Source organism: Streptomyces mobaraensis, assembly GCF_020099395.1.
In the GTDB taxonomy this organism is placed as follows: domain Bacteria; phylum Actinomycetota; class Actinomycetes; order Streptomycetales; family Streptomycetaceae; genus Streptomyces.
Genome location: NZ_CP083590.1, coordinates 7,479,412 through 7,499,160, shown reverse-complemented (window position 1 = coordinate 7,499,160; position 19,749 = coordinate 7,479,412). Strand labels below are relative to the sequence as shown.

Below are 19,749 nucleotides of genomic sequence, written 5' to 3'. Positions count from 1 at the left end.
AGAATCTTTGCGTTAGCAGCACCCTAGGCCCTAGGCTCCACTAAACGCAAAGATTCCGCCTTTACCGCCGGAGAGGACCCGCGCCCATGCTCCGCCCCGATCCTGCCCCCGAGCCGTCCCCTCAGGCCCCCGAACCGCCCCCTCAAACGGCCGTCCGCACGTCGTGGCAAGTCGGCGACGTCCGCGTCCACCGTGTCGACGAGATCGCCCTCCCGCCGGAGACCGGTGCGTGGCTGCTGCCGGACGCCACCCGGGACGTCGTGGCCGAAGTGCCGTGGCTGCGCCCCGACTTCACCACGTCCGACCACGCTCCCCTGCTCGCCAGCCACACCTTCGCCTTCGAGGCGGGGGGCAGGCGCGTGCTCGTCGACACCGGCATCGGCAACGGCAAGACCCGCGCCAACCCGGCCTGGCACCACCTGGACACCGGCTACCTCGGCCGGCTCACGGCGGCGGGGTTCCCGCCCGAATCCGTCGACCTGGTCGTCCTGACCCATCTGCACACCGACCACGTCGGCTGGAACACCCGCGCCGCCGGCGACGGTTCGTGGGTGCCCACCTTCCCCAACGCCCGCTACGTCACCTCGCGTACGGAGTGGGACCACTGGGCCGGGCAGGCCGACACCATGGAGGAGAGCCGCCGGCAGATGTTCCGCGACTCCGTCGACCCGGTCCGGGACGCCGGGCTCCTCGACCTCGTCGACGTCCACGACGGCGGCCCCGCCGAGCTGGCCCCCGGCCTCCGGCTGCTCCCGACGCCCGGGCACACGCCGGGTCACGTCGCCGTCGAACTCCGCGCCTCCGGAGGGTCGGCCGTCATCACCGGCGACTGCGTCCACCACCCCGTCCAGCTGGCCCGACCCGGCATCACCAGCTGTGTGGACACCGATCCCGCCCGGGCCGTCCGCACCCGCCGCGGCCTCCTCGCCTCCCTCGCCGGCACGGACACGCTGCTGCTGGGCACGCACTTCCCGCCGCCGACGGCGGGCCGCGTCACCGCCGAGGGGGACGGGTTCCGGCTCGTGCCGGTGTCCTGAGAACCGGCCGGGGCGAGGCCGGCCCAGGGCTCAGGACTGCGGCACCGCCTGGATGTCGAGCTCCACCCGGATCGTCGCGCCGATCATCGCGATGCCACGCTGGATCATCGACTTCCAGTTCAGCGTGAAGTCCTCGCGGTGGAGTTCGGTCACGGCCGAGCAGGCGGCGCGGGTCTCCCCCATGATGCCGGTGCCGATGCCCAGGTATCGGGTGTCGAGGGCGACGTTGCGGCTGACGCCGTGCAGGTTCAGCACGCCCTGGACGGACCAGCGGGGACCGCCGCGGTGGACGAAGCGGTCGCTGGTGAACTGCATGTACGGGTACTGGGCGACGCCCAGGAACTCGGCCGAGCGCAGATGCTCGTCCCGCTGCCGGACGCCGGTGTCGATGCTGGCCGTCTCGATCACCACGTCCAGGCGCGACTCCTCCATGCGCTCGCCGACCCACAGGGTCCCCTCGAACCCGTTGAAGCGGCCGTGCACTTGGGAGAGGCCGATATGGCGGGCGGCGAAGCGGACGGCGGTGTGGTCCGGGTCGATGCGCCAGGCGCCCGGGGTGGGCAGGGCCGGCGCGGGGGCCGGCTCCATCGCGACCGGTTCGACGGTGGCGTGGGCGCCGGCGGTACAGGTGAAGGGGCGGCGGACCGGGCGGAACCCCTCGCACGTCACCGCGAGGACGTAGTCACCCGGCGCCAGGGTGGCCGTGAACCGGCCGTGCGGGTCCGTCTGGCCGGTCAGCACCTCCCGGCCGGACGCGTCGCGGACCGACACGTCCGCGCGGTACAGCGGCAGTTGCACGGGATCCAGCACCTGGCACTCCAGCCCTCCCGCGCCCTCCGGGAGCCGGACGCCCCCCTGCCCCGACGAACCCTTCCAACGGCGCAACAGCACGAGAGCCATCCCCGCCACACCTTCCCCTCAACACAACAACAGCTCCCAACACCACCACATCAAGCCACACCAGCGCAAAACGACCCATCAGGCACCATCCGTACCATCGGTAACAGTGGCGGCCATCACGCCCACGGGGCATCATCCGGCGCAACAAGCCCTATCGGGCTCGATCCCCCGGATACCGGCCGGCCCGGCCGGTATGACGTCCCACGTCCCCACACCCCCGTCAGTCCACGCTGGACAGCACCTTGAGCAGGGCCTCGATCACCCGCTCCTGGACGTCCCGGCGCAGCGACGGGTACATGGGCAGCGAGAAGATCTCCTCCGCGCACCGCTCCGTGACGGGGAGGTGGGCGTCGGCGGCGGGGGTGCCGGCGAAGCCCTTCATGGTGTGGACGGGCCAGCGGTAGCTGACGTTCAGCTCGATGTCGTGGGCGCGCAGGCGCTCCAGGATGAGGTCGCGCCGGGGGTGGCGGGCGACGTAGAGGTAGTAGACGTGGTCGTTCCCGGGGGCGATGTGGGGCAGGGTGAGCGAGGTGTCCTTCAGGGCCTCCTGGTAGCGGTCGGCGACGGCGCGCCGGGCGGCGATGTAGTCGTCGAGCCGGCGCAGTTTGCGGCGCAGGATCTCGGCCTGCACCTCGTCGAGCCGGCTGTTGTGGGCGGGGAGGGTCTCGACGAAGTAGCGCTCCTCCATGCCGTAGTAGCGCAGCCGCCGCAGCGCGCGGTCGACGTCCGCGCGGCCGGTGAGGACGGCCCCTCCGTCGCCGTAGGCGCCGAGCACCTTGGTCGGGTAGAAGGAGTAGGCGGCGGCGTCCCCGAGCGTGCCGGCGGGCGTGCCGTTCCGGTGGGCGCCGTGGGCCTGGGCGCAGTCCTCCACGACCGCCAGTGCGTGGGCGCGGGCGACCTCCCCGATCTCCTCCATGGCGGCGCACTGGCCGTACAGGTGGACCGGGACGACGCAGCGGGTGCGGGGGGTCACGGCGGCGGCCAGGGCCGCCGGGTCCATGAGGTAGGTCGCCGGGTCGATGTCGACGAACCGCACGTCCGCGCCGGTGCCGGCGATGGCGACGACGGTGGGCGCGGCCGTGTTGGACACGGTGATCACCTCGTCGCCGGGGCCGATCCCCAGCGCCTGGAGGGCGAGCTTCACCGCGTTCGTCCCGTTGTCGACGCCGACGCAGTGGGCGATGCCGTGGTAGGCGGCGAACTCGGTCTCGAAGTCCCGCACGCTGGGCCCCAGCACCAGGCGTCCGGAGGAGAACACCGTGTCCACGGCGTCGAGGATCTCCGCGCGTTCGGCCTCGTACTCATCGCCGTAGGCCCATACCAGCACGCTCATGCACATCCCACCTCGGGTCGAAGACGGACAATCGGATGAAGCAGTGGGGCCGCTGGACTACCGCTCCGGTGCGAGGACTTCACCCGTCGCGGCGTCGCGTACGGTGATGGCCTCCATCGGGCAGGTGTCGGCGGCGTCGGTCACGCTGGGGTCGGGGTCGACGACCTCCTCGACCGGCCGGGCCCTGCCGTTGTCCAGGCGCATGTGCCGGGAGGCGGTCCCCAGGCACAGACCGGTGCCGGCGCAGACGTTCCGGTCCACCTCGATGCGCCACCGGCCGGCGGTGGCGGCCGGTCCGGGGGCCGCGGGACCGTCCTGTGGCCGGGCGTCGGGCGCGGTGCGGGGCTCGGGCATTCTCTTCTCCTCGGGGCGGGCGGCGGGGCGGTGGTGCGGGCTCGGGCCCGACGGGCCGGAACCGCGGTTCGGGGACGCGGTGCGGGGCCGTGGTCCGACGCCGTAGTTCAGGGCTGTGGCTCAAGGCTGTGATTCAAGTCCGGTTCCCAGAGCCGTGGTTCATGTCCGCGACTCAAGGCCGTGGTTCAGGGTCCGGCGCCTCGACGGTGTGCCGGTAGAGGGCGTCCACCGTGCGTTCCAGCGCCTGGTCCAGCGTCAGGCGCGGCTGCCATCCGGTGACGCCGCGGAACGCGGACGCGTCGATCTCGACGCTGTGGAAGTCGGCCAGTTCGGCGTACTCGGGCGGGTCGACGGTGAGGACGGGGACGGGCGGCCGGCCGGTGCGGTCCGCGACGAGGTCGGCGATCCGGCGGAAGACGGCGCCCAGCGGTTCGCCGTGGCCGCTGCCGATCAGCCAGTGCCGGCCGACCAGTTCGTGCCCGTGGTCGAGGGCCGCCGCGAAGGCCCGGGCGACGTCGTCGACGTGCAGCAGGTCGCGGAGGACGGAGCCGTCGTGCCACATGGTGATGGGCTCGCCGGCCAACGCCCGTTTGGTCATGGCCGCGACGACGCCCTTGGAGGTGGTGCGGCCGGGCGCGCAGCCGATGACGGTGGGCAGGCGCAGGGTGATCCCGTGGACGTCGCCGGCCCGGGTCGCCTGCTCCAGCAGCCGTTGGGCGGCGAGTTTCTGCCGGTCGTAGGCGCCCTGCGGCTCGTCGGGCTCGGAGCCGTCGATGCGCGGGGCGGCGGACAGGCCGACCTGGCTGGCCGCCCCGGCGTAGATCACGGTGGCCGGGCGGCCGCCGGGGCCCGGGCGGAGGACGTCCGTGAGGTGCCGCATGGTGCCGACGTTGACGCGCTCGGCGACCGGGTCCGCGCCCCGCCAGTTGATGTCGCCGGACAGGTCGGCCAGCAGGTGGACGACGACGTCGGAGCCGTCGACCGCGGCCGCGAGGGCCGCCGGGTCGGTGGCGTCGGCGGTGCGCAGTTCGACGTCCTTGGCGTCGGCGACGGCGGCCGGCGGGCGGTGGCCCCGGGTGACGAGGCGCAGCCGGACCGGCCGCCGGACGAACTCGGCCGCGACGGCGGAGCCGATGAACCCGGAGGCGCCGAGCACGGTCACCAACGGGCGCTTGTCGTCCGGGGTGTTCACGCGCCGCTCCCTTCCCGGCTCGCGCCCGGGTACCCGCCGTAGAGGGCGGCCTCGATCTCCAGCGACTCCCGGTAGTCCGGCAGCATGCCCCGCGCGGCGGACTCGTCCAGGGTGAGGGCGACGCGGTCGCGTTCGGACAGGATGGCGTCCTCGGTGGGAACGGGGAGGTTCAGCGCCGGGTCGTGGATGGAGACGGCCTGTTCGTGGGCGGCGGTGTAGGGGACGGAGAGGAGGTACGTCATGACCGTGTCCTCCAGGGCGACGAAGGCGTGGCCGAGCCCTACGGGCAGGTAGACGGCGCTGGGGTGTTCGGCGGTGAGCACCACCGACTCCCACACCCCGAAGGTGGGGGATCCGACGCGTAGGTCCACCGCGATGTCCAGCGCCCTGCCCTGGGAGCAGTGGACGTACTTGGCCCCTCCCGGCGGGGTCGTGGTGTAGTGGACGCCCCGGACGACCCCGCGCCGCGAACGGCTGTGGTTTGTCTGCCGGACGGGGAACAGGCCGTGCCCGGTGGCCTTGACGAAGGGCTCCTCCTGGAAGGGCGAGGCGAGGTGGCCGCGCTCGTCGGGGAAGTTGTCCGGGACGCAGTGAAAGGCGCCGGCGATCCTCAGTTCACGTACGTCCATGAAGGGGCCTTTCGGTAGGGGTGGGTGCCGTGGGGGAGCCGACGGCGGCCGTGGAGGCCGGGGCCGCGGTGCTGGCCGGGGCCCGGGCGGCGGGCGGTCCGGTGCCGCGTCGGGGTGCGCGCCGGTGTGTACGCGCGGGCGGCGGGCCCGCGTCCTCGTCGGGCACCGGCGGTCACCTCCACGGTCCGGCCCGGCGGCGGTCGTCGACGGAACCGGGAGAACGGAAGGGAGAACGGATGGGGAGAACGGGAACGGGGAGAACGGACGGGAGAGAGCCGACGGCGGGACGGCGCTCCGTGGCCGGTTCTCGGTGAACCGGTGCCGGGGCAGGGGGCGGGGACTCCCCGCCGCCCGGTCACCGAAACGATGCGCCTTCGGGGCCGTTCAAGGAAAGCGGCGTTCGAGCCCGGAGCTCGTCCGTCCACCGCGCGCGCCTCGCTCCCGGGCGTGGTCCCGTACCCGGCCCCGCCCGCGGCGGACGGGCCGGGGACGGTACGGTGACCTGCCGAGAGATCCGGTGCGGGCCGGGGCGGCCGGTGTTCAACCGCGCAGTCACCACGGTTGAACGGTCACCGGTGCGACGGCGGCGGCCGGGGCCGTGTGCCGTCGCGGGGCGCTTCCGGCATCGGCCTTCCCCACCGGCACCCGCGACAAGCACAACCAACGTGCCGGGCGGCCGAAAAGCAAGACCCGGAACCGGCCTTCGGCCTCCGCTCCGCCTGTGGGCCCGCCGTGCTCCGGGGACACCCGGGGCGGGACGGAAGCGAGGGCGGAGGCGGCGCGGGAAGCGGCCGTATCCGGACGTCCGCGGGCGCGTCCGGCCGTGCCATGCTGGCCTTCGGGAGGGAGCGGGGGCCTCCGGCGGCGTCGGCCGCCGGCCGGACGCCGCGCGGGCCGGGGCCGCTTCCCATCGCCTGCCGGGAACCAGCACGCTCCTCCGGCCGACTTCCTCGGGGCGGTGTCCTTCCCCGACGAGGCCGTGAGCCCAAGGAGTTCGGTCCGGATCGGGGAGCCACCGCGCGATCGTCCGACCACCGGGGCGCGGGCCGCGCCGGTGGCGGTGCACGGGTGCGAGCGCCCTCGACACCCGGAACCGGTCAACGGCGGCCTCACGGCCTCGGAGGGGAAACGATGCGGCACGGTACGGAGGAACTGCCGGAGGGCACACGGCGCCCGGCCGAGGACGAACGGCCCCGGTGGGTGCTGGTCGGCATCGCCGGGGTACTGTCGTTCGTGGCCATGCTCGACATGAACATCGTCAACGTCTCGCTGGCCGACATCGCGCACGACCTCCGGGTCTCCCCCTCCATGGCGCAGTGGACGGTACTCGGCTACCAACTGGCCGTCGTGGCCCTTCTGTTGCCCGCCGGGCGCTGGCTGGACCTGAGCGGCGGCGGGACGGGCACGGGGCTGCGTCCCGCGGTCCTGACGGCCACGTCCGGGTTCGCCCTGTGCGGCCTGCTCTCCGCGGCGTCGCCCTGGATGCCGATGCTGGCCACGGCGCGCGTGCTCCAAGGGGCGTTCGCCGCCGTACTGTTCGTCCTCATGCCCGTCCTGGCGGCCCGGTCCGTACCGCCGCACCTGCGCGGCCGGGCCATGAGCGTCCCGGCGACCCTGGGCCCCCTCGGCGCCGTCACCGGGCCTGCCGTGGGCGGTGTCCTGCTCGACGCCTTCGGGTGGCGCGCGGTGTTCCTCGTCAAGCTGCCGTTCTGCCTCGCGGCCCTGCTGGTGGCGCGCCGCGCGCTGCCCGCCCGGGGTCGCCTGGTCGCGCCGGACCGCCGGCTGCTGGCCGACGCCGCGCTCGTCGGCAGCGCGATCACCGCGCTGCTGCTGGCCCTGACCCTCGCCCCGTCCTCCCCCGCCTGGCTCCTGCTGGCGCTCGCCGGGCTGCCGCCCGCGGTGCGGTGGCTGCGCGGGCCGGGCGCCCGGCCGGTGGTGGACGTGGTCCGTGCCTCGGGTACGCAGGGCGTCTACGGGGCGGTGTTCGCGCTCGCCTGCGGTTTCGGCGCCATGCACTACGTCGTCGCCCTGCGGTTGCAGGACGACAGCGGGCTGTCGGCGACGGCCACCGGCCTGACCGTCCTCGCGTTCCCGCTCGCCATGGGCGTGGCCGGGCCCTTGGGCGGACGCCTCGCCGACCGGTACGGGCACCGGCCGACCGCCGTCGCCGGTGCCGCCCTCACCACCCTCGGCCTCTTCCTGCTCACCCTTCTCGGCGACCACGACTGGTCCACGGGCGACATCGTCTGGCGGCTCGCCATAGCCGGCGCCGGCATGGGCCTGTACGGCGGGCCCACGCAGGCCCTGGTGATGAACGCGGCACCCCCGAGGGCCGCCGGAACGGCCGGCTCCGCCGTCCAGCTCTCCCGCAACCTCGGCTTCACCTTCGGCCCCGCCCTGGCCTCCGCCACCTGGGGCCTCACCGACTCCCCCACGGGCGCCCGCTACGCCCTCGCCGTCGCCGCGACGGCGGCCGCGGCCGCGTGCGCGCTGCTGGTCGTACGGCGCGACACGGCGGGCGAGGCGGAGAGCGCGACGGCACCCGCGCCGCCGGTCGGCCACTGAGTCGCGGGCCGGTGCGGGGCTGCCGGGCGGCACCGCTCAAGTCCCCGACCCGGCACGACGGCACCGCTCAAGTCCCCAACCCGGCACGACGGCACCGCTCAAGTCCCCAACCCGGCACGGCGGCACCGCTCAAGTCCCCAACCCGACACGACAGGGCCGGCGGGCACCGCCCCGCGCCCGGCACCAACCACCGGGCGCCCCCTCTCCGCGCGCACCCGGGCCGCCGAACCCCGCGGGCCGGTATGGCGACCGCCGGACCCGACACCGATCACGTTCCGGACCGACGCGCCGCGACCCACCCACACTCCACCGCCAGCCCGGAGCCGACCCGTCACCCACCCCGCTCACCACCATGCGTCCGGCAGCCGTCGGATCCGCACCGGCCGAGGCTCCGGCCGCTCGGTACGCCAGGACCCGCTGCTCCGTTCAGCCGTGCCGGACCGCCGTCGCCCCCCGCCGGGCATCACTCGTAGTGCACCACGGCCTCCAGCGCCGCCGCGCGCACGTCCCCGTCCTCGTGCCGTCGCAGTTCGCGCAGCAGGACGCGCCACTCCTCCGGCCACCCCAGCCGCCGCCCCTGGGCGGCCACCAGGGCGACGGCCAGCAGCCCGCCCGGCACGCCGTCGGCGGCGGCCGTGTGCCGCGCCGCGGCCAGGACGGCCGCGGGGTCCGGCGGCGTCGCTCCGGCCACCTGGCGCTCCAGGTACTCGGCCGTGCGGCAGGCGAGCCCGGGGCGCCCCCGGAGCGCGTCGGCCAGCGCGGACAACCGGGCGCGGAGGACGCCGAGTTCCTGATCCGGGAGGATCAGAGAGCGCAGCAGGCCGGCACGGTGCTCGGCGACCGACGGTTCGTCCGCCAGTTGGTCGGCCACCGCCTCAAGGACGGGGACGGTGCCGGGGTCGACGCGGTGGGGCAGCCTCAGCAGCAGCCAGCGCAGGCGTTGACTGGCTGGACGGTCACGATCCGGCCTGGCGTCGTACTCGGCTCTCCGGACGGCGGTGAGAAGGTCGGCGATCGTGTCGTGGAACAGGCTGCCCGGTGCGGCGCCTCCGACGGGGTGGGGCGCTCCGGAGATGGCCAGGGACCCGAGTGCCCGGGCCGCCTCGCGCCAGCCGACGCGGACATCGAGGTCGGTGACGGTGCGGCCGAGAACGGTGGCGGCCTCCGGGGCGTACGGGGCCCAGGCCGCGAGGCGGTCGAGCGCCTCCTCGCGCACCTCGGGGTCCGTCGTGGAACACACCTCGGCGACCAGCCGGGCGTACCGGGGCCGGTGTTCCGCGGCCAGGTGCCAGGGGTTGGGCATCAGGAGCGCCCGCTGGACGCGCGGCAGCCCACGGCTCGCGTCGTCGAGCACGGCCCTCAGATCGGGGGCGCCCACCAGAGGTACCGCCGAGGCGACGACCGCGGCCCGGACGTCGGGGTGCTGGTCCGGTATCCGGTAGGCCGCGGCGAGCAGTGCCGCGGCGCGTGGCGCCGGGAGCAGCCGGGCCGCGAGCCGGACGGCCTCCTTGCGGCTGGTCACCTTGGCGCCCGGCTGCCGGAGGAGCACGTCCTCCAGTTGGCGGGCCAGTTCGGACGGCGCGACGGACCGTGCGGCGTGCCCGGCCGCGTACACGGCCACCCGGGCGCGGTCGCCGCCCGCGTGGCCGAGCAGGGTGCCGAGCACCTCGGCGGGCCGGCCGGCGCGGGGCAGCGCGGCCAGCGCGGCCTCCGCCAAGAGCACGTCCGGCGCCCCCAGTTGGTCAAGGGCCAGCCGGTGCCCGGCGGGCAGTCCGGCGACCGCGTGCAGGGCGGCGGCGCGCTCGGGCAGCGGCCGGGACGCGTCCGTGACGACCGCGCGCGCCACCCGGACGACCGCCTCCTGCTGCCGGGGCAGCAGCCGGTCGCCGTGGCGCGGTCCGGGCAGGGGGCGGTCGGCGCCCGGTGGCAGGAAGCGCCCGTACGGCGGCCGGTCGCCGAGGAGGGTGTCGAGCAGGTCCGTCCGGCGCGCGGCGAGGGCCTCCAGGACGGGCGGGAGGGCGGCGGCGGAGGGCTCGCGTTCCAGGACGCGGGCGACGCGTTCGTCGCGCGTCGCGGGCGGTTCCAGCCACAGCCGGACCGCCGTCCGGAACTCCTCGTCGTCAGCGGTGCCGAGGGCGTCCTCCAGCATGCGCTGGAGCGCGGACATCCGGTGGGCCCGCCGCCCGAGGGCGGTGGTGAACGCGAACAGCAGCCGGTGGTCCGCCTTTTCGTGGGCGGCTTCCAGCCAGGGGCGCAGCACCTCGAACAGCCGGTGCTCCTGGCCGCGCCGCAGGGTGCGGTGCAGCGGCCCGAAGTCGCGGTCGCCCATGTGTCCGGTGATGCGCTCCAGAGCGTGCAGCGCCCACTGCGGGAGGGCCGGCTGGGCACCCTCGCCCGTGCCGTGCGCGACGAGCAGGCCGGCGGCGAGCCGGCGCAGTGCGTCCCGGGTGGCGGCCGAGGCGTCACGGGCGCCGAGGGCGTCCAGCAGGATCCGGTCGAGCGGCCCGATGTCCTCGGCGGCGAACCGGGCGGGGTTCAGGCCGGCGAGGGCGCCGAGGGCGTCGGCGCGTACGGGGTCCCGTTCGTTGCGCAGCCGCCGCGTCATCAGCTCCAGTACCTCCGCCACCGCGGCCCGTCCTCCGTCGCGTCCCGCGCAGGCGACCAGCAGCGGCCAGACGGCGGCGCGGTCGCCCGCGTCGGGGCGGTCGAGCGCGGCGAGCAGGTGGGGCCTCGCCTCGTCGAAGGGGCCGTGCGCGCGGGTGTCCAGCAGGTCGAGCCAGAACATCTGCTCGGCGTCGGGCTCGGCGAGGGAGCCGCGGACCTCGGCCCAGCGGCGCTCGCGCGGGAGGAGGGCGAGGTCGCCGAGGGGCGCCCGGCCGGGCTCGTCGGCCGCCGTCACCTCGTCGAGGAACGCGGCGCGGCGGCCCGGCGGCACCGCCTTGACCAGGGCCGTCAGGTGCGGTGCGCTCCTCAGCCAGTGACGGCCCAGCAGGGGGAGGGACGGCGGGTCGGCCCGCACCAGCGCGCGGAACGCGCCGGACGGCAGGTGGGGTTCGTAGCGCGGGTGGTCCCGCTCCGGTGCGACGAGCCAGCGGACGAAGCGCTCGGCGTCCGCGGCGACGAGGGCGGCCGCGGACCGGCGGAGGCAGTCGGGCAGGGTGCCGGGGCCGTGGCGTTCCAGCAGGGTGAGCACCCGCTCCGGGTGGGTGGCTGTGACGACGGCCAGGGCGCCGGCGTGCCGCTGCCACCAGTCGGTGCGCTCCACGCCCGGGGGCCGCTCGGCGAGGTCCCGTTCGGCCTGGTCGAGGAAGGGGCCGGGGTGGCGGCGGGCCAGGCGCACCGGTGACGTGACGGCGTGCGCGAGGCCGGGCAGCGCGGTGGTCACGAACGGCCCCGAGCAGCCGGGGAGCAGCCGGGCCGCTTCCGTGACGTCCCCTTGCGCGCGGAGGCGGGTCACGAGCCGTTCGGTGAGGCCCGGGCGGTCTCCGGCCCACAGGAAGCGGGCGATCCGGTCGCGGGTCGCGGCGGACGCGTCCTCGTACGCCGTCTCGATCGCGGCGTCCGGCAGCGGGAGGGTTCGGGCGCCCCGGAGCGCGTACCCGGCGACGACGGGGTCGGGGTCGGCGAGGCGGGCCGCGAGGAAGTGCTCCTGCCGGCCGGCCAGGGCGGCCAGGGCCGCGAGGCGGCGCTCGTAGGCGCCGCGGCCGTCGAGGTCGTCCAGGACCGCGGTGAGCGTGCCCCGCTCGGCCAGGTCCGGCACGGTCAGCGCCAGCCGCCGCAGCCGGTGGGGGTGCGGGAGGGGGTCGAGAGCGGCGAGCAGCGTGTCGGCGGTGCGGAGCATGACGGGAGTGTGCCTGGTCAGGGCCGCTTTCGGCCAATGCATTACGGACGGCCGGGGGGGGCGGGGGCCGGTCCCCCACGACGGTCGTCACGTTCCTCGGTGGTCCCGGGAACCGCCCGGCCCCCCGTGAGCGTCATCCGGTCGCAGGCGTAACCTTCGTACCGGGATGAAACGGCGGACGCCGTTCCGCCCGGCTCCCTTCCCGACCACGTTCCGACCACGTTCCGACCACGGAAAACTCGCGAAAAACCCTGGAACCCACAGGGAACCGTGATGTTTTCGCGACGAAACGGCACAAATCCCTGGGACTCCATCCCATAGGGTCGAGCAGTGATCGAACGTCGTAAAGGGGCACATGCCCGGAAAGCCGCCGCTCCCGCCGGCCTCCGCCGGCTGCTGGGCACTCGTCAGGGAACCGCGCGCCGCCTCGGGCGGTGGTTGCGGCCGGCGTACCCGCGCCCGGGGCGGTCGGGCTGGCGGCGCTGGGTCCCCTCGTGGCGGCAGACCCTGGGGCTGATATTCAGCTGCGTCGGCGTCGTCACCGGCCTCCTGGCGATCATGTACGCGCGCACGGAGATACCCGCCGACCTCAACGCCTTCGCCACCCAGCAGGACAACGTCTACTACTGGGCCGACGGCACCGAGATGGCGCGCACCGGCGAGGTCAACCGGCAGGACCTGCCCCTCGGCAAGGTCCCGGAGAAGGTGCGCTGGGCGGCGCTGGCCGCCGAGAACGAGACGTTCTACTCCGACAGCGGCGTCTCCCCCAGCGGCATGCTCCGCGCCGTCACCAAGATGATCACGGGCGGCAGCACCCAGGGCGGCTCCACCATCACGCAGCAGTACGTGAAGAACGCCTACCTGAACCAGGAGCAGACGTTCTCGCGCAAGCTCAGCGAGATGTTCATCGCCATCAAGCTCGACCGCAAGCTGTCCAAGGACGAGATCCTGGAGCAGTACCTCAACACCAGCTGGTACGGGCGGGGCACCTACGGCATCGCGCGGGCCGCCCACGCGTACTACGACAAGGACGTCTCGGAGCTGAACGCGAGCGAGGGCGCCTTCCTCGCCTCGCTGCTCAAGGGGGCCGCGCTCTACGACCCCGCCGTGAGCGCCAAGAACCACGAGCGCGCGGTCGAGCGCTGGAACTGGGTCCTGGACCGGATGGTCGCCATCGGCAAGCTCTCCAAGAAGGAGCGGGCCTCGTACACCCGCTTCCCCGAGCCCGTCGCCCCGCCGCATCCCAGCGGGCTGGCGGGCCAGACCGGTTACCTGGTGGAGACCGCGCGGGCGTACGTGAGCGCGCACAGCGACGTCTCCGACCAGGACTTCGCCCGCGGCGGCTACCAGATCCACACCACCTTCGACCGGCGTCGCGTCGAGGCGCTGGCCAAGGCCGTGAGCAAGGCCCGCGCCACGCTCGGCCCGGACCCGGACCACCCCGACCGCGACCTGCGCATCGGCGCGGCCTCGGTGACCACCGACGGGCGCATCACCGCCCTCTACGGCGGCGAGGGCTATCTGAAACAGGGCTTCAACGACGCCAACTCCTCGGTGGTGCCCGCCGGGAGCGCGTTCACTCCGTTCGTCTACGCGGCGGCGCTGCGCGACGGCGTCCAGCGGGAGCGCGGCGAACCGCGTACGCCCGTCACCCCGGCGACGCTGTACGACGGCGACGACAAGATCTCGCTCATGACGCCGGAGGGCCCCTACTGGGACCGCTCGGGGAAGATCGTCAAGGCCGAGAACGACAACGGGAAGTCCTGGGGCAAGATCACGTTGAAGAACGCGGTCGCCCAGTCGGTCAACACCTCGATGATGCAGCTGGGCATGGACGTCGGCCTGGACCGGGTCGGCAAGGTGGGCGTGGAAACCGGGCTGCTGGAGAGCAGCCTCGGCGAGAAGCTGCCGTCGTTCTCGCTCGGCACCTCGACGCCCAGCGCCATCCGCATGGCCGACGCCTACGCCACCTTCGCGGCCGAGGGCCGGCACACCGACCCGTATTCGGTGAGCGGTCTCCGCCGGAACGGGGCGGACGTCCCCGTGGAGCGGCCCAAGCCGCGGCAGGCGCTGCCGGCGCCCGTGGCGAAGGCGGTGGACGACGCGCTGCGGGAGGCCGTCCGGCACGGCACCGCGCTCGCGGCGAAGGCCGCCGGGCCCGGCACGGCGGGCAAGACGGGCACGGCGCAGGACGCCAAGTCGGCCTGGTTCGTGGGGTACCGGGGCGGTCTCTCTACCGCGGTGTCGCTCGCCCGCATCGACCCGAAGAGCCAGGAGCTGCTGCCCCTGGACGGCGGCGGGGACGGCAAGGACAAGGGCGACAAGAGCAAGGACAAGGGGAAGGCCAAGGGCGGCGGTGGCCCGTCCCCCGCCTCCGTCCCGCTGGGCATCTGGACGCGGTACATGACCGGCCGCTCGTGAGCGGGGGCCCGGGGCGGTCTCAGGACCGCGCCGGGCCGGATACGACGTCTACTTCACGATCGACTTCCAGTCCGGGGACTGCGCCGGGTCGAGCCCGCGCAGCCGCGCCAGGACGTCGGGGTCCTGGACGTCCAGCCAGTCGGCCACCTGCTTGAAGGAGACGCAGCGGACGCCGTCGCGCTTGCACACGGACTTCACGACGTCCTCCATCGCCTTCATGTAGATGCCGCCGTTCCAGTCCTCGAAGTGGTTGCCGATGAACAGCGGCGCCCGGCTTCCGTGGTAGACGCGCTCGAAGCCGTTGAGGTAGCCGTCCCGGGTCAGTTTCCGCCACTCCGCGTATTTCTTCGGGTCACCCTTGGTGTTGTCACCGGACTGGTTGTAGAGGAAGTTGAAGTCCATGGACAGGACCTGCTTCTCGCTCTTGGGGTACGGCAGCAGTTGCAGCGGGAAGTTCCATATGCCGTCGATCTGGGACGGCCATATCTGGAAGTCGCCGGGCGAGCTGGCGTCGTAGCGCCAGTCGAACTGCCGCGCCGCCTTGAGCAGGTTCTTCTGGCCCTCCAGGCACGGCGCCCGGCCGCCGGCCAGTTCCTTCTCGTAGTCGAAGGGGAGCGGCGGCAGGTCCTTGTAGCCGGTGTTGGTCTTCCAGTGCTGGACGAAGGAGTACGCCTGCTCGATCTCGCTCTTCCACTCCGTCTCGCTCCAGTCGTCGCCGCCCTTCTTGCCGCAGAAGTGGCCGTTGAAGTGCGTGCCGATCTCGTTGCCGTCGAGCCAGGCCCCGCGGAGCTGCTGGAGGGTGTCCCGGATGTGGGCGTCCGTCGCGTAGGAGATGGCGGATTCGCCGGGCTTGTGCTGCGGGGGCTTGTACAGGGTCGCCTTGGACTTGGGCAGCAGATAGGTGCCGGTGAGGAAGAACGTCATGGTGGCGTTGTTCTCCTTGGCGACCTCGCGGAAGTGCGAGAAGAGGTGGTCGTCGCCCTCCAGGGCGCCGTCCCAGGAGAAGACGACGAACTGCGGGGGCTTCTCCCCCGGCTTGAGTTTCTCGGGCTTCGGCTGCTTCGGCTGGGGGCCGGTGTAGGACGTGGAGCCGTCGCCGAGCACCTTGACCTTGCCGTCCCACTTCTCCTCCGGCTTGCGGCGGTTCTGCGGCCGGCTCTTGTGGGCGGAGGCGGAGTCCTGTGACGCGCTCTGCGAGGGCGACGCCGGGGAGTCCTTTCCGCCGCCCTTCCCGCCGGAGTCCCCTCCGGAGTCGCAGCCCGACAGGCCGAGTGCGACAGTGGCCGCGGCGACCAGGGCCGTCGCACGCTGCATGGTCCTCTTCGACACCTTCGTACCCCCTGGCACCAAAACACACATTCCGGCCCCAGTATCACAGGGACCACTGCCCCAACTTCCCCCCACCCTGTTTCCATTCGGACATTCACCATCAAAAGCGTCGTAATCCATGGATGGTCAGGGCGCGGGAACCGGTGGGCCCGGCCGGGGAAACCGGACCGGGCCCGCCTCCCGGCCGCGCGGCGAGCGGTGTTCCCGCCCGCCGCGCGGCGGCACCGGTCAGGTGCGGTAGGCGTAGTAGACCGCGTCCGGGTAGGACGCGATGATGCTCGCCACCGACTTCCGGTAGGTGTTGGTGGAGTGGTACGTGAGGTACGGGAGGCCGTACCGGCTGCGGTACGTCACCATCATGGAGTGGTCCTTCGACCCGTCGGCGTCGAAGTCCATCTGCATGACGTCGCCGACCTCGAGCTGGTAGACGTTGGCCAGGCTGGTGACGCGCTTGGAGTTGAGCGCGTACCACGACCACTCGTTGACGCCGACCCAGCTGTCGGACTGGCCGGAGGAGGCGTACCACCACTTGCGGTAGTCGTCCGCCGGGCCGGTCTCGGGCTTCCAGCCGCCGGCCTTCAGGGCCTGGCTGAGGAAGTTGGTGCAGTCGCCGCCGGCGTCGTTGAACTTCCGGTAGGACGGGTTGTAGTTCCGCCAGTACTTCTCGGTGTACGCGGCCATGGCCGCGTAGTCGACGCCGGCCTTGGCGCGCTTGGGCACCGACTGGCTCGTCCACGCCGTGGAGGCGCGGGGGGCGCTGGGCGTGGGGCCGAGGGAGGCGACGCGCTTCCGCACCGTGGGGTCGTTGATGGCGATCGGACCGTCGTCGTCGGTCGTCAGGGCCGTGAGCTCCCAGGTGCCGCCCGGGCGGGCGGTGAAACGGGCCTCGTGCCGGGCCTTGAAGCCGGTCGTGACCGGCTCGTCGCCGCGGACCTTCTTGTACGTGAGCGTGGTGGTCTCGGTGAGCCGCACGACCGCCCGGCCGCCGGCGGAGCGGGTCCCGTCCACGGCGACCTGGACGTCCGCCTTGGTGTACGCCTCATGGAGCCCGGCGAGCCGCTTCTTGCGCGCCTGGAGGGTGGTCAGCCCGGCCTGCTCCGTCTTGGCCGCGGCCGCGGCCAGCCGCACCTTGCGGTCGAGCTGGGTGGCTATGCGCGGCGTCTTCACCGAGTCCAGCAGCGCCGACGTGCGCTCGGTCAGCAGGGTGTCCGCGGCCCGGCCGAAGGAGGCGACGGTCGCCTTGTCCACCGCGCCGGTCCTGGGCGCCGCGCTCGCGGTGGAGGCGGGCACCAGCACCGCCGGCACGGCCATGGCCAGCACGGCTCCGACGGCTGCTCTGAGAGTGGTTGGTTTCACGAAGTTTCCCCTTGTCACCCGGTCCACACGGACCGGGCACGGAATCTTCGCACGAGCCCCCGACGCCCGGAATGCTGGCCCCCGCATCCATCCCGGCCCGCTCCGGGCCGCCCGTGACGGCCCGTCCGCCGGGGCCGCCCCGGGGCTCTGCGGGCGGCGGAAAACCGCTGCCCCGGAGGGACCTTGTGACCTATGGTCCAGACATGACGAGACTCCGCAGGGCGGCCTCGGCCGCCGCACTCGCCTGTCTGCTTCCCCTCGCCGCGACCGTCACCGCCGCCTCCGCCTCCACGTCCGCCTCCACGGAAGCCCCCGGGACACCCGCCGCCGCTCCCCCGGCGGCGAACACCGCGCCCCGGCTCCCGGACCCCACCGGCCCGTACGCCGTGGGCCGTTCGACCCTGCACCTCGTCGACCACGGCCGCAAGGACCTCTGGGTCCCCGAGGCGGACGGCCGCGAGCTGATGGTCGACATCACCTACCCGGCGCGCCCCGGGGCCGGTCCGACCGCCCCGTACGCCACCACGGAGGAGGCACGCCTGCTCCTGAAAGACCGCGAACTGGACAAGGTCATACCGCCGGAGCGGTTCGCCGCGACGCGCACGCACAGCCGCGTCGACACGTCCCCGGTGGGCGGGCGCCATCCACTGGTAGTGCTCTCCCCGGGCTTCAGCGTCGCCCGCTACACCATCACCGCCCTGGCCGAGGACCTGGCGAGCCGGGGATACGTCGTGGCCTCGATCGACCACGCCTACGAGTCCGTGGGGACGCTGTTCCCCGGCGGCCGGATGCTGACCTGCGTGGCGTGCGAGAAGGCCAGGACCGAGAAGGACTTCCACGCGGCCGTGGTCAACCGGGCCGAGGACGCCTCCTTCGTCCTGGACCGGCTGACGGGTTCGCGTTCGCCGTGGAAGCACGCCGATCTGATAGACCGTCAGCGAATCGGCATGGCCGGGCACTCGCTCGGCGGCGCGACCGCGGCGGCCGTCATGGCGGCCGATCCCCGGGTGCGGGCCGGCGTCAATATGGACGGCTCCTTCCAAGGGGCGGTGCCCCCCGGCGGGCTCGGCGGCCGGCCGTTCATGATGCTCGGCACCGACGACGGGATCCACCGCCCGGGCGGTGAGGACACGTCCTGGGACGAGGCGTGGCCCCGGCTGGACGGCTGGAAGCGGTGGCTGACCGTGGCCGGCGCGGACCACTTCTCGTTCTCCGACTTTCCCTTCCTCGGCGACCAGCTCCTGCCGCCGGGGACCCCGTACCCGGGCTCCGGCCTCTCCGGCCGGCGGTCGCTGGACATCACCCGCTCCTACGTCGCCGCCTTCTTCGACCGGCACCTGCGGGGGATCCCGCAGCCGCTGCTCGCGGGCCCGACGCGCGCCAACCCGGAAGTACGGTTCAACCGGCCCTGACGAGGGAGTGACAGGTGACGACGGCCCGTCCCGCCGGTGAACGAGCGGCGCTCACGGCACGGCTGTCGGCCGAGGACGGGGTGGAACCGGCCGTGCGCGAAGGCCAGTTCCACCGCGTGCTGGTCGGCGCGCGGCGAGTGCTCTGCTTCCCGCGCACCCCGGACGCGGCGGCCCGGCTCCCCGCCCGCGCGGCGGTGTTGCGGGCGGTCGGCCGGGCGGGTCTGCCGTTCGCCGTCCCGGCGCCGCTCTCCGTCGAGGACGGCACCGGCGGGCCGGCCCACCTGGTGCTCACCCGAGTGCCGGGCGCGCCGCTGGAACCGTCCGCGCTCGCCCGGCCGGAGGCCTCCGACGCCGCGGCCCGGCAGGTCGCCGCGCTGCTGGCGGCGCTCGGCCGCGCGGGCCGGGAGCCGGGGCCGCGCGGGGAGCTGCCGGAGGCCCCCCGCGACGAGTGGCGGCGGTTCGCGTCCGACGTCCGCGCGGAGCTGTTCCCGCTGCTGTCCGCCGCCGGACGGGCGCGGGCCGAGCGGGAGCTGGCGGCGGCCGAGGCGCTGCCGTACGTGTCGGGTGCCCTGGTCCACGGCGACCTGGGCGGTGAGAACGTGCTCTGGGAGACGGAGGACGGGCTTCCCGTACTGCGCGGGGTGGTCGACTGGGACGAGGCCGCGATCGGCGACCCGGCCGTGGACCTGGCCGCCGTCGCCGCCTCGTACGGCGACGCGTTCCTGCGGCGCGTGGTGGCGTCGGCCGGCCCCGCCCTGTGCGGTGCGGCCGGCCGGGTGGCGGCGGTCCGCGGGACCTTCGCGCTCCAGCAGGCGCTGTCCGCGCTCCGGGACGGCGACGCGGCGGAACTGGCGGACGGGCTCCGGGGATACGGTCGCCGCCGAGACGCGACCGAGGTCACTTCCGGGGCAGGGCGTCGAGCCCCTCCCGCAGGTCGTCGGCGTTCATGACGGGGAGCAGCTCGACCTCGGCCTCCATGTCGAGGAAGAACCGCTCCAGCAGCGCCGGCATCTCGGAGGACTCCCGCATGTCGAAGACGAGGATGCAGGTGCGCCCGCCGTCCATGCAGGTGAAGTAGGCGGCTTCGGGGCGGAGCTGTTCCAGTACGTCCCGCATGGCCGCTCCCATGGTGCCGTTCCTGACCGCCTCGTTGGCCGTGTGGGTGTCCAGCCGGGCCCTGAGCAGAGTACGCATGGCGCTCTCCTTCGCCCTGGCGTGCCGCGCCCGGCGCTCGGGTTCCGCGCCGACCGGAAGCGCGGACGTCCCTTCCACCGTCCCTCGGGGCCGCCGGGGAGGCAAGGCGGTGGCGGTGGTGCTGCGGGGAAGGCGCGGCGGGGCCGCCCGGCGAAGTCCGGCCACACTCGGCTCAACCTGACCTGT

At 74.0% G+C, this 19,749-nt stretch carries 14 protein-coding genes; 5 read left to right on the top strand and 9 right to left on the bottom strand.

Translation table 11 applies throughout. The annotated features are described in order from the left end of the window. Positions 1 to 86 precede the first annotated feature (86 nt). Positions 87 to 1,037 (top strand): MBL fold metallo-hydrolase, encoded by a 951-nt coding sequence (locus tag K7I03_RS32905; RefSeq protein ID WP_185943083.1) that lies wholly within the window; start codon positions 87 to 89, stop codon positions 1,035 to 1,037. A 30-nt stretch (positions 1,038 to 1,067) separates the two neighbouring features. Here the strand turns inward: K7I03_RS32905 and K7I03_RS32900 are convergent, their stop codons facing one another. The 5 genes from K7I03_RS32900 to K7I03_RS32880 form a co-directional block, all read right to left on the bottom strand. Continuing rightward, complete coding sequence (locus K7I03_RS32900; protein ID WP_185943084.1) at positions 1,068 to 1,937, bottom strand: YceI family protein; 870 nt, start codon at positions 1,935 to 1,937, stop codon at positions 1,068 to 1,070. Positions 1,938 to 2,157: 220 nt separating this feature from the next. After that, on the bottom strand, positions 2,158 to 3,270 hold the full coding sequence (locus tag K7I03_RS32895) for a DegT/DnrJ/EryC1/StrS family aminotransferase (protein ID WP_185943085.1): 1,113 nt from the start codon (positions 3,268 to 3,270) through the stop codon (positions 2,158 to 2,160). Positions 3,271 to 3,327: 57 nt separating this feature from the next. Then, positions 3,328 to 3,624 carry a ferredoxin gene (locus K7I03_RS32890; RefSeq protein WP_185943086.1) on the bottom strand — a complete coding sequence of 99 codons (297 nt, stop codon included), beginning with the start codon at positions 3,622 to 3,624 and terminating at the stop codon, positions 3,328 to 3,330. A gap of 172 nt (positions 3,625 to 3,796) precedes the next feature. Next, complete coding sequence (locus K7I03_RS32885) at positions 3,797 to 4,816, bottom strand: NAD-dependent epimerase/dehydratase family protein (protein ID WP_185943087.1); 1,020 nt, start codon at positions 4,814 to 4,816, stop codon at positions 3,797 to 3,799. Then, on the bottom strand, positions 4,813 to 5,445 hold the full coding sequence (locus tag K7I03_RS32880; protein ID WP_185943088.1) for a dTDP-4-dehydrorhamnose 3,5-epimerase family protein: 633 nt from the start codon (positions 5,443 to 5,445) through the stop codon (positions 4,813 to 4,815). The genes K7I03_RS32885 and K7I03_RS32880 overlap by 4 nt, the downstream gene beginning before the upstream one ends. A 1,131-nt stretch (positions 5,446 to 6,576) precedes the next feature. On the opposite strand from K7I03_RS32880, the gene K7I03_RS32875 reads away from it, so the two are divergent. After that, on the top strand, positions 6,577 to 8,010 hold the full coding sequence (locus tag K7I03_RS32875; RefSeq protein WP_185943089.1) for an MFS transporter: 1,434 nt from the start codon (positions 6,577 to 6,579) through the stop codon (positions 8,008 to 8,010). A gap of 463 nt (positions 8,011 to 8,473) precedes the next feature. Here K7I03_RS32875 and K7I03_RS32870 read toward each other — a convergent pair whose 3' ends face one another. Continuing rightward, the gene (locus K7I03_RS32870; protein ID WP_185943090.1) at positions 8,474 to 11,851 is read right to left on the bottom strand and encodes a hypothetical protein; all 3,378 of its coding nucleotides are present in this window, start codon (positions 11,849 to 11,851) and stop codon (positions 8,474 to 8,476) included. Between the two features lie 330 nt (positions 11,852 to 12,181). Here K7I03_RS32870 and K7I03_RS32865 point away from each other — a divergent pair, with 330 nt between their 5' ends. Next, positions 12,182 to 14,272, top strand: coding sequence for a transglycosylase domain-containing protein (locus tag K7I03_RS32865; protein ID WP_224347344.1), 2,091 nt, complete (start codon positions 12,182 to 12,184; stop codon positions 14,270 to 14,272). A 48-nt stretch (positions 14,273 to 14,320) separates the two neighbouring features. Here K7I03_RS32865 and K7I03_RS32860 read toward each other — a convergent pair whose 3' ends face one another. Then, on the bottom strand, positions 14,321 to 15,586 hold the full coding sequence (locus K7I03_RS32860; protein WP_185943091.1) for a polysaccharide deacetylase family protein: 1,266 nt from the start codon (positions 15,584 to 15,586) through the stop codon (positions 14,321 to 14,323). Between the two features lie 243 nt (positions 15,587 to 15,829). Further along, positions 15,830 to 16,921, bottom strand: a complete 1,092-nt coding sequence (locus K7I03_RS32855; protein WP_185943180.1) for an amidase domain-containing protein — start codon at positions 16,919 to 16,921, stop codon at positions 15,830 to 15,832. Positions 16,922 to 17,160: 239 nt separating this feature from the next. Here K7I03_RS32855 and K7I03_RS32850 point away from each other — a divergent pair, with 239 nt between their 5' ends. Both K7I03_RS32850 and K7I03_RS32845 read left to right on the top strand, forming a co-directional pair. Continuing rightward, positions 17,161 to 18,369 carry an alpha/beta hydrolase family protein gene (locus K7I03_RS32850; protein ID WP_185943092.1) on the top strand — a complete coding sequence of 403 codons (1,209 nt, stop codon included), beginning with the start codon at positions 17,161 to 17,163 and terminating at the stop codon, positions 18,367 to 18,369. Between the two features lie 62 nt (positions 18,370 to 18,431). Then, on the top strand, positions 18,432 to 19,319 hold the full coding sequence (locus K7I03_RS32845) for a phosphotransferase family protein (protein WP_185943181.1): 888 nt from the start codon (positions 18,432 to 18,434) through the stop codon (positions 19,317 to 19,319). Here the strand turns inward: K7I03_RS32845 and K7I03_RS32840 are convergent. Further along, on the bottom strand, positions 19,267 to 19,563 hold the full coding sequence (locus K7I03_RS32840; RefSeq protein ID WP_185943093.1) for a hypothetical protein: 297 nt from the start codon (positions 19,561 to 19,563) through the stop codon (positions 19,267 to 19,269). The two genes, K7I03_RS32845 and K7I03_RS32840, sit on opposite strands and share 53 nt — an antisense overlap. Between the last annotated feature and the right edge of the window lie 186 nt (positions 19,564 to 19,749).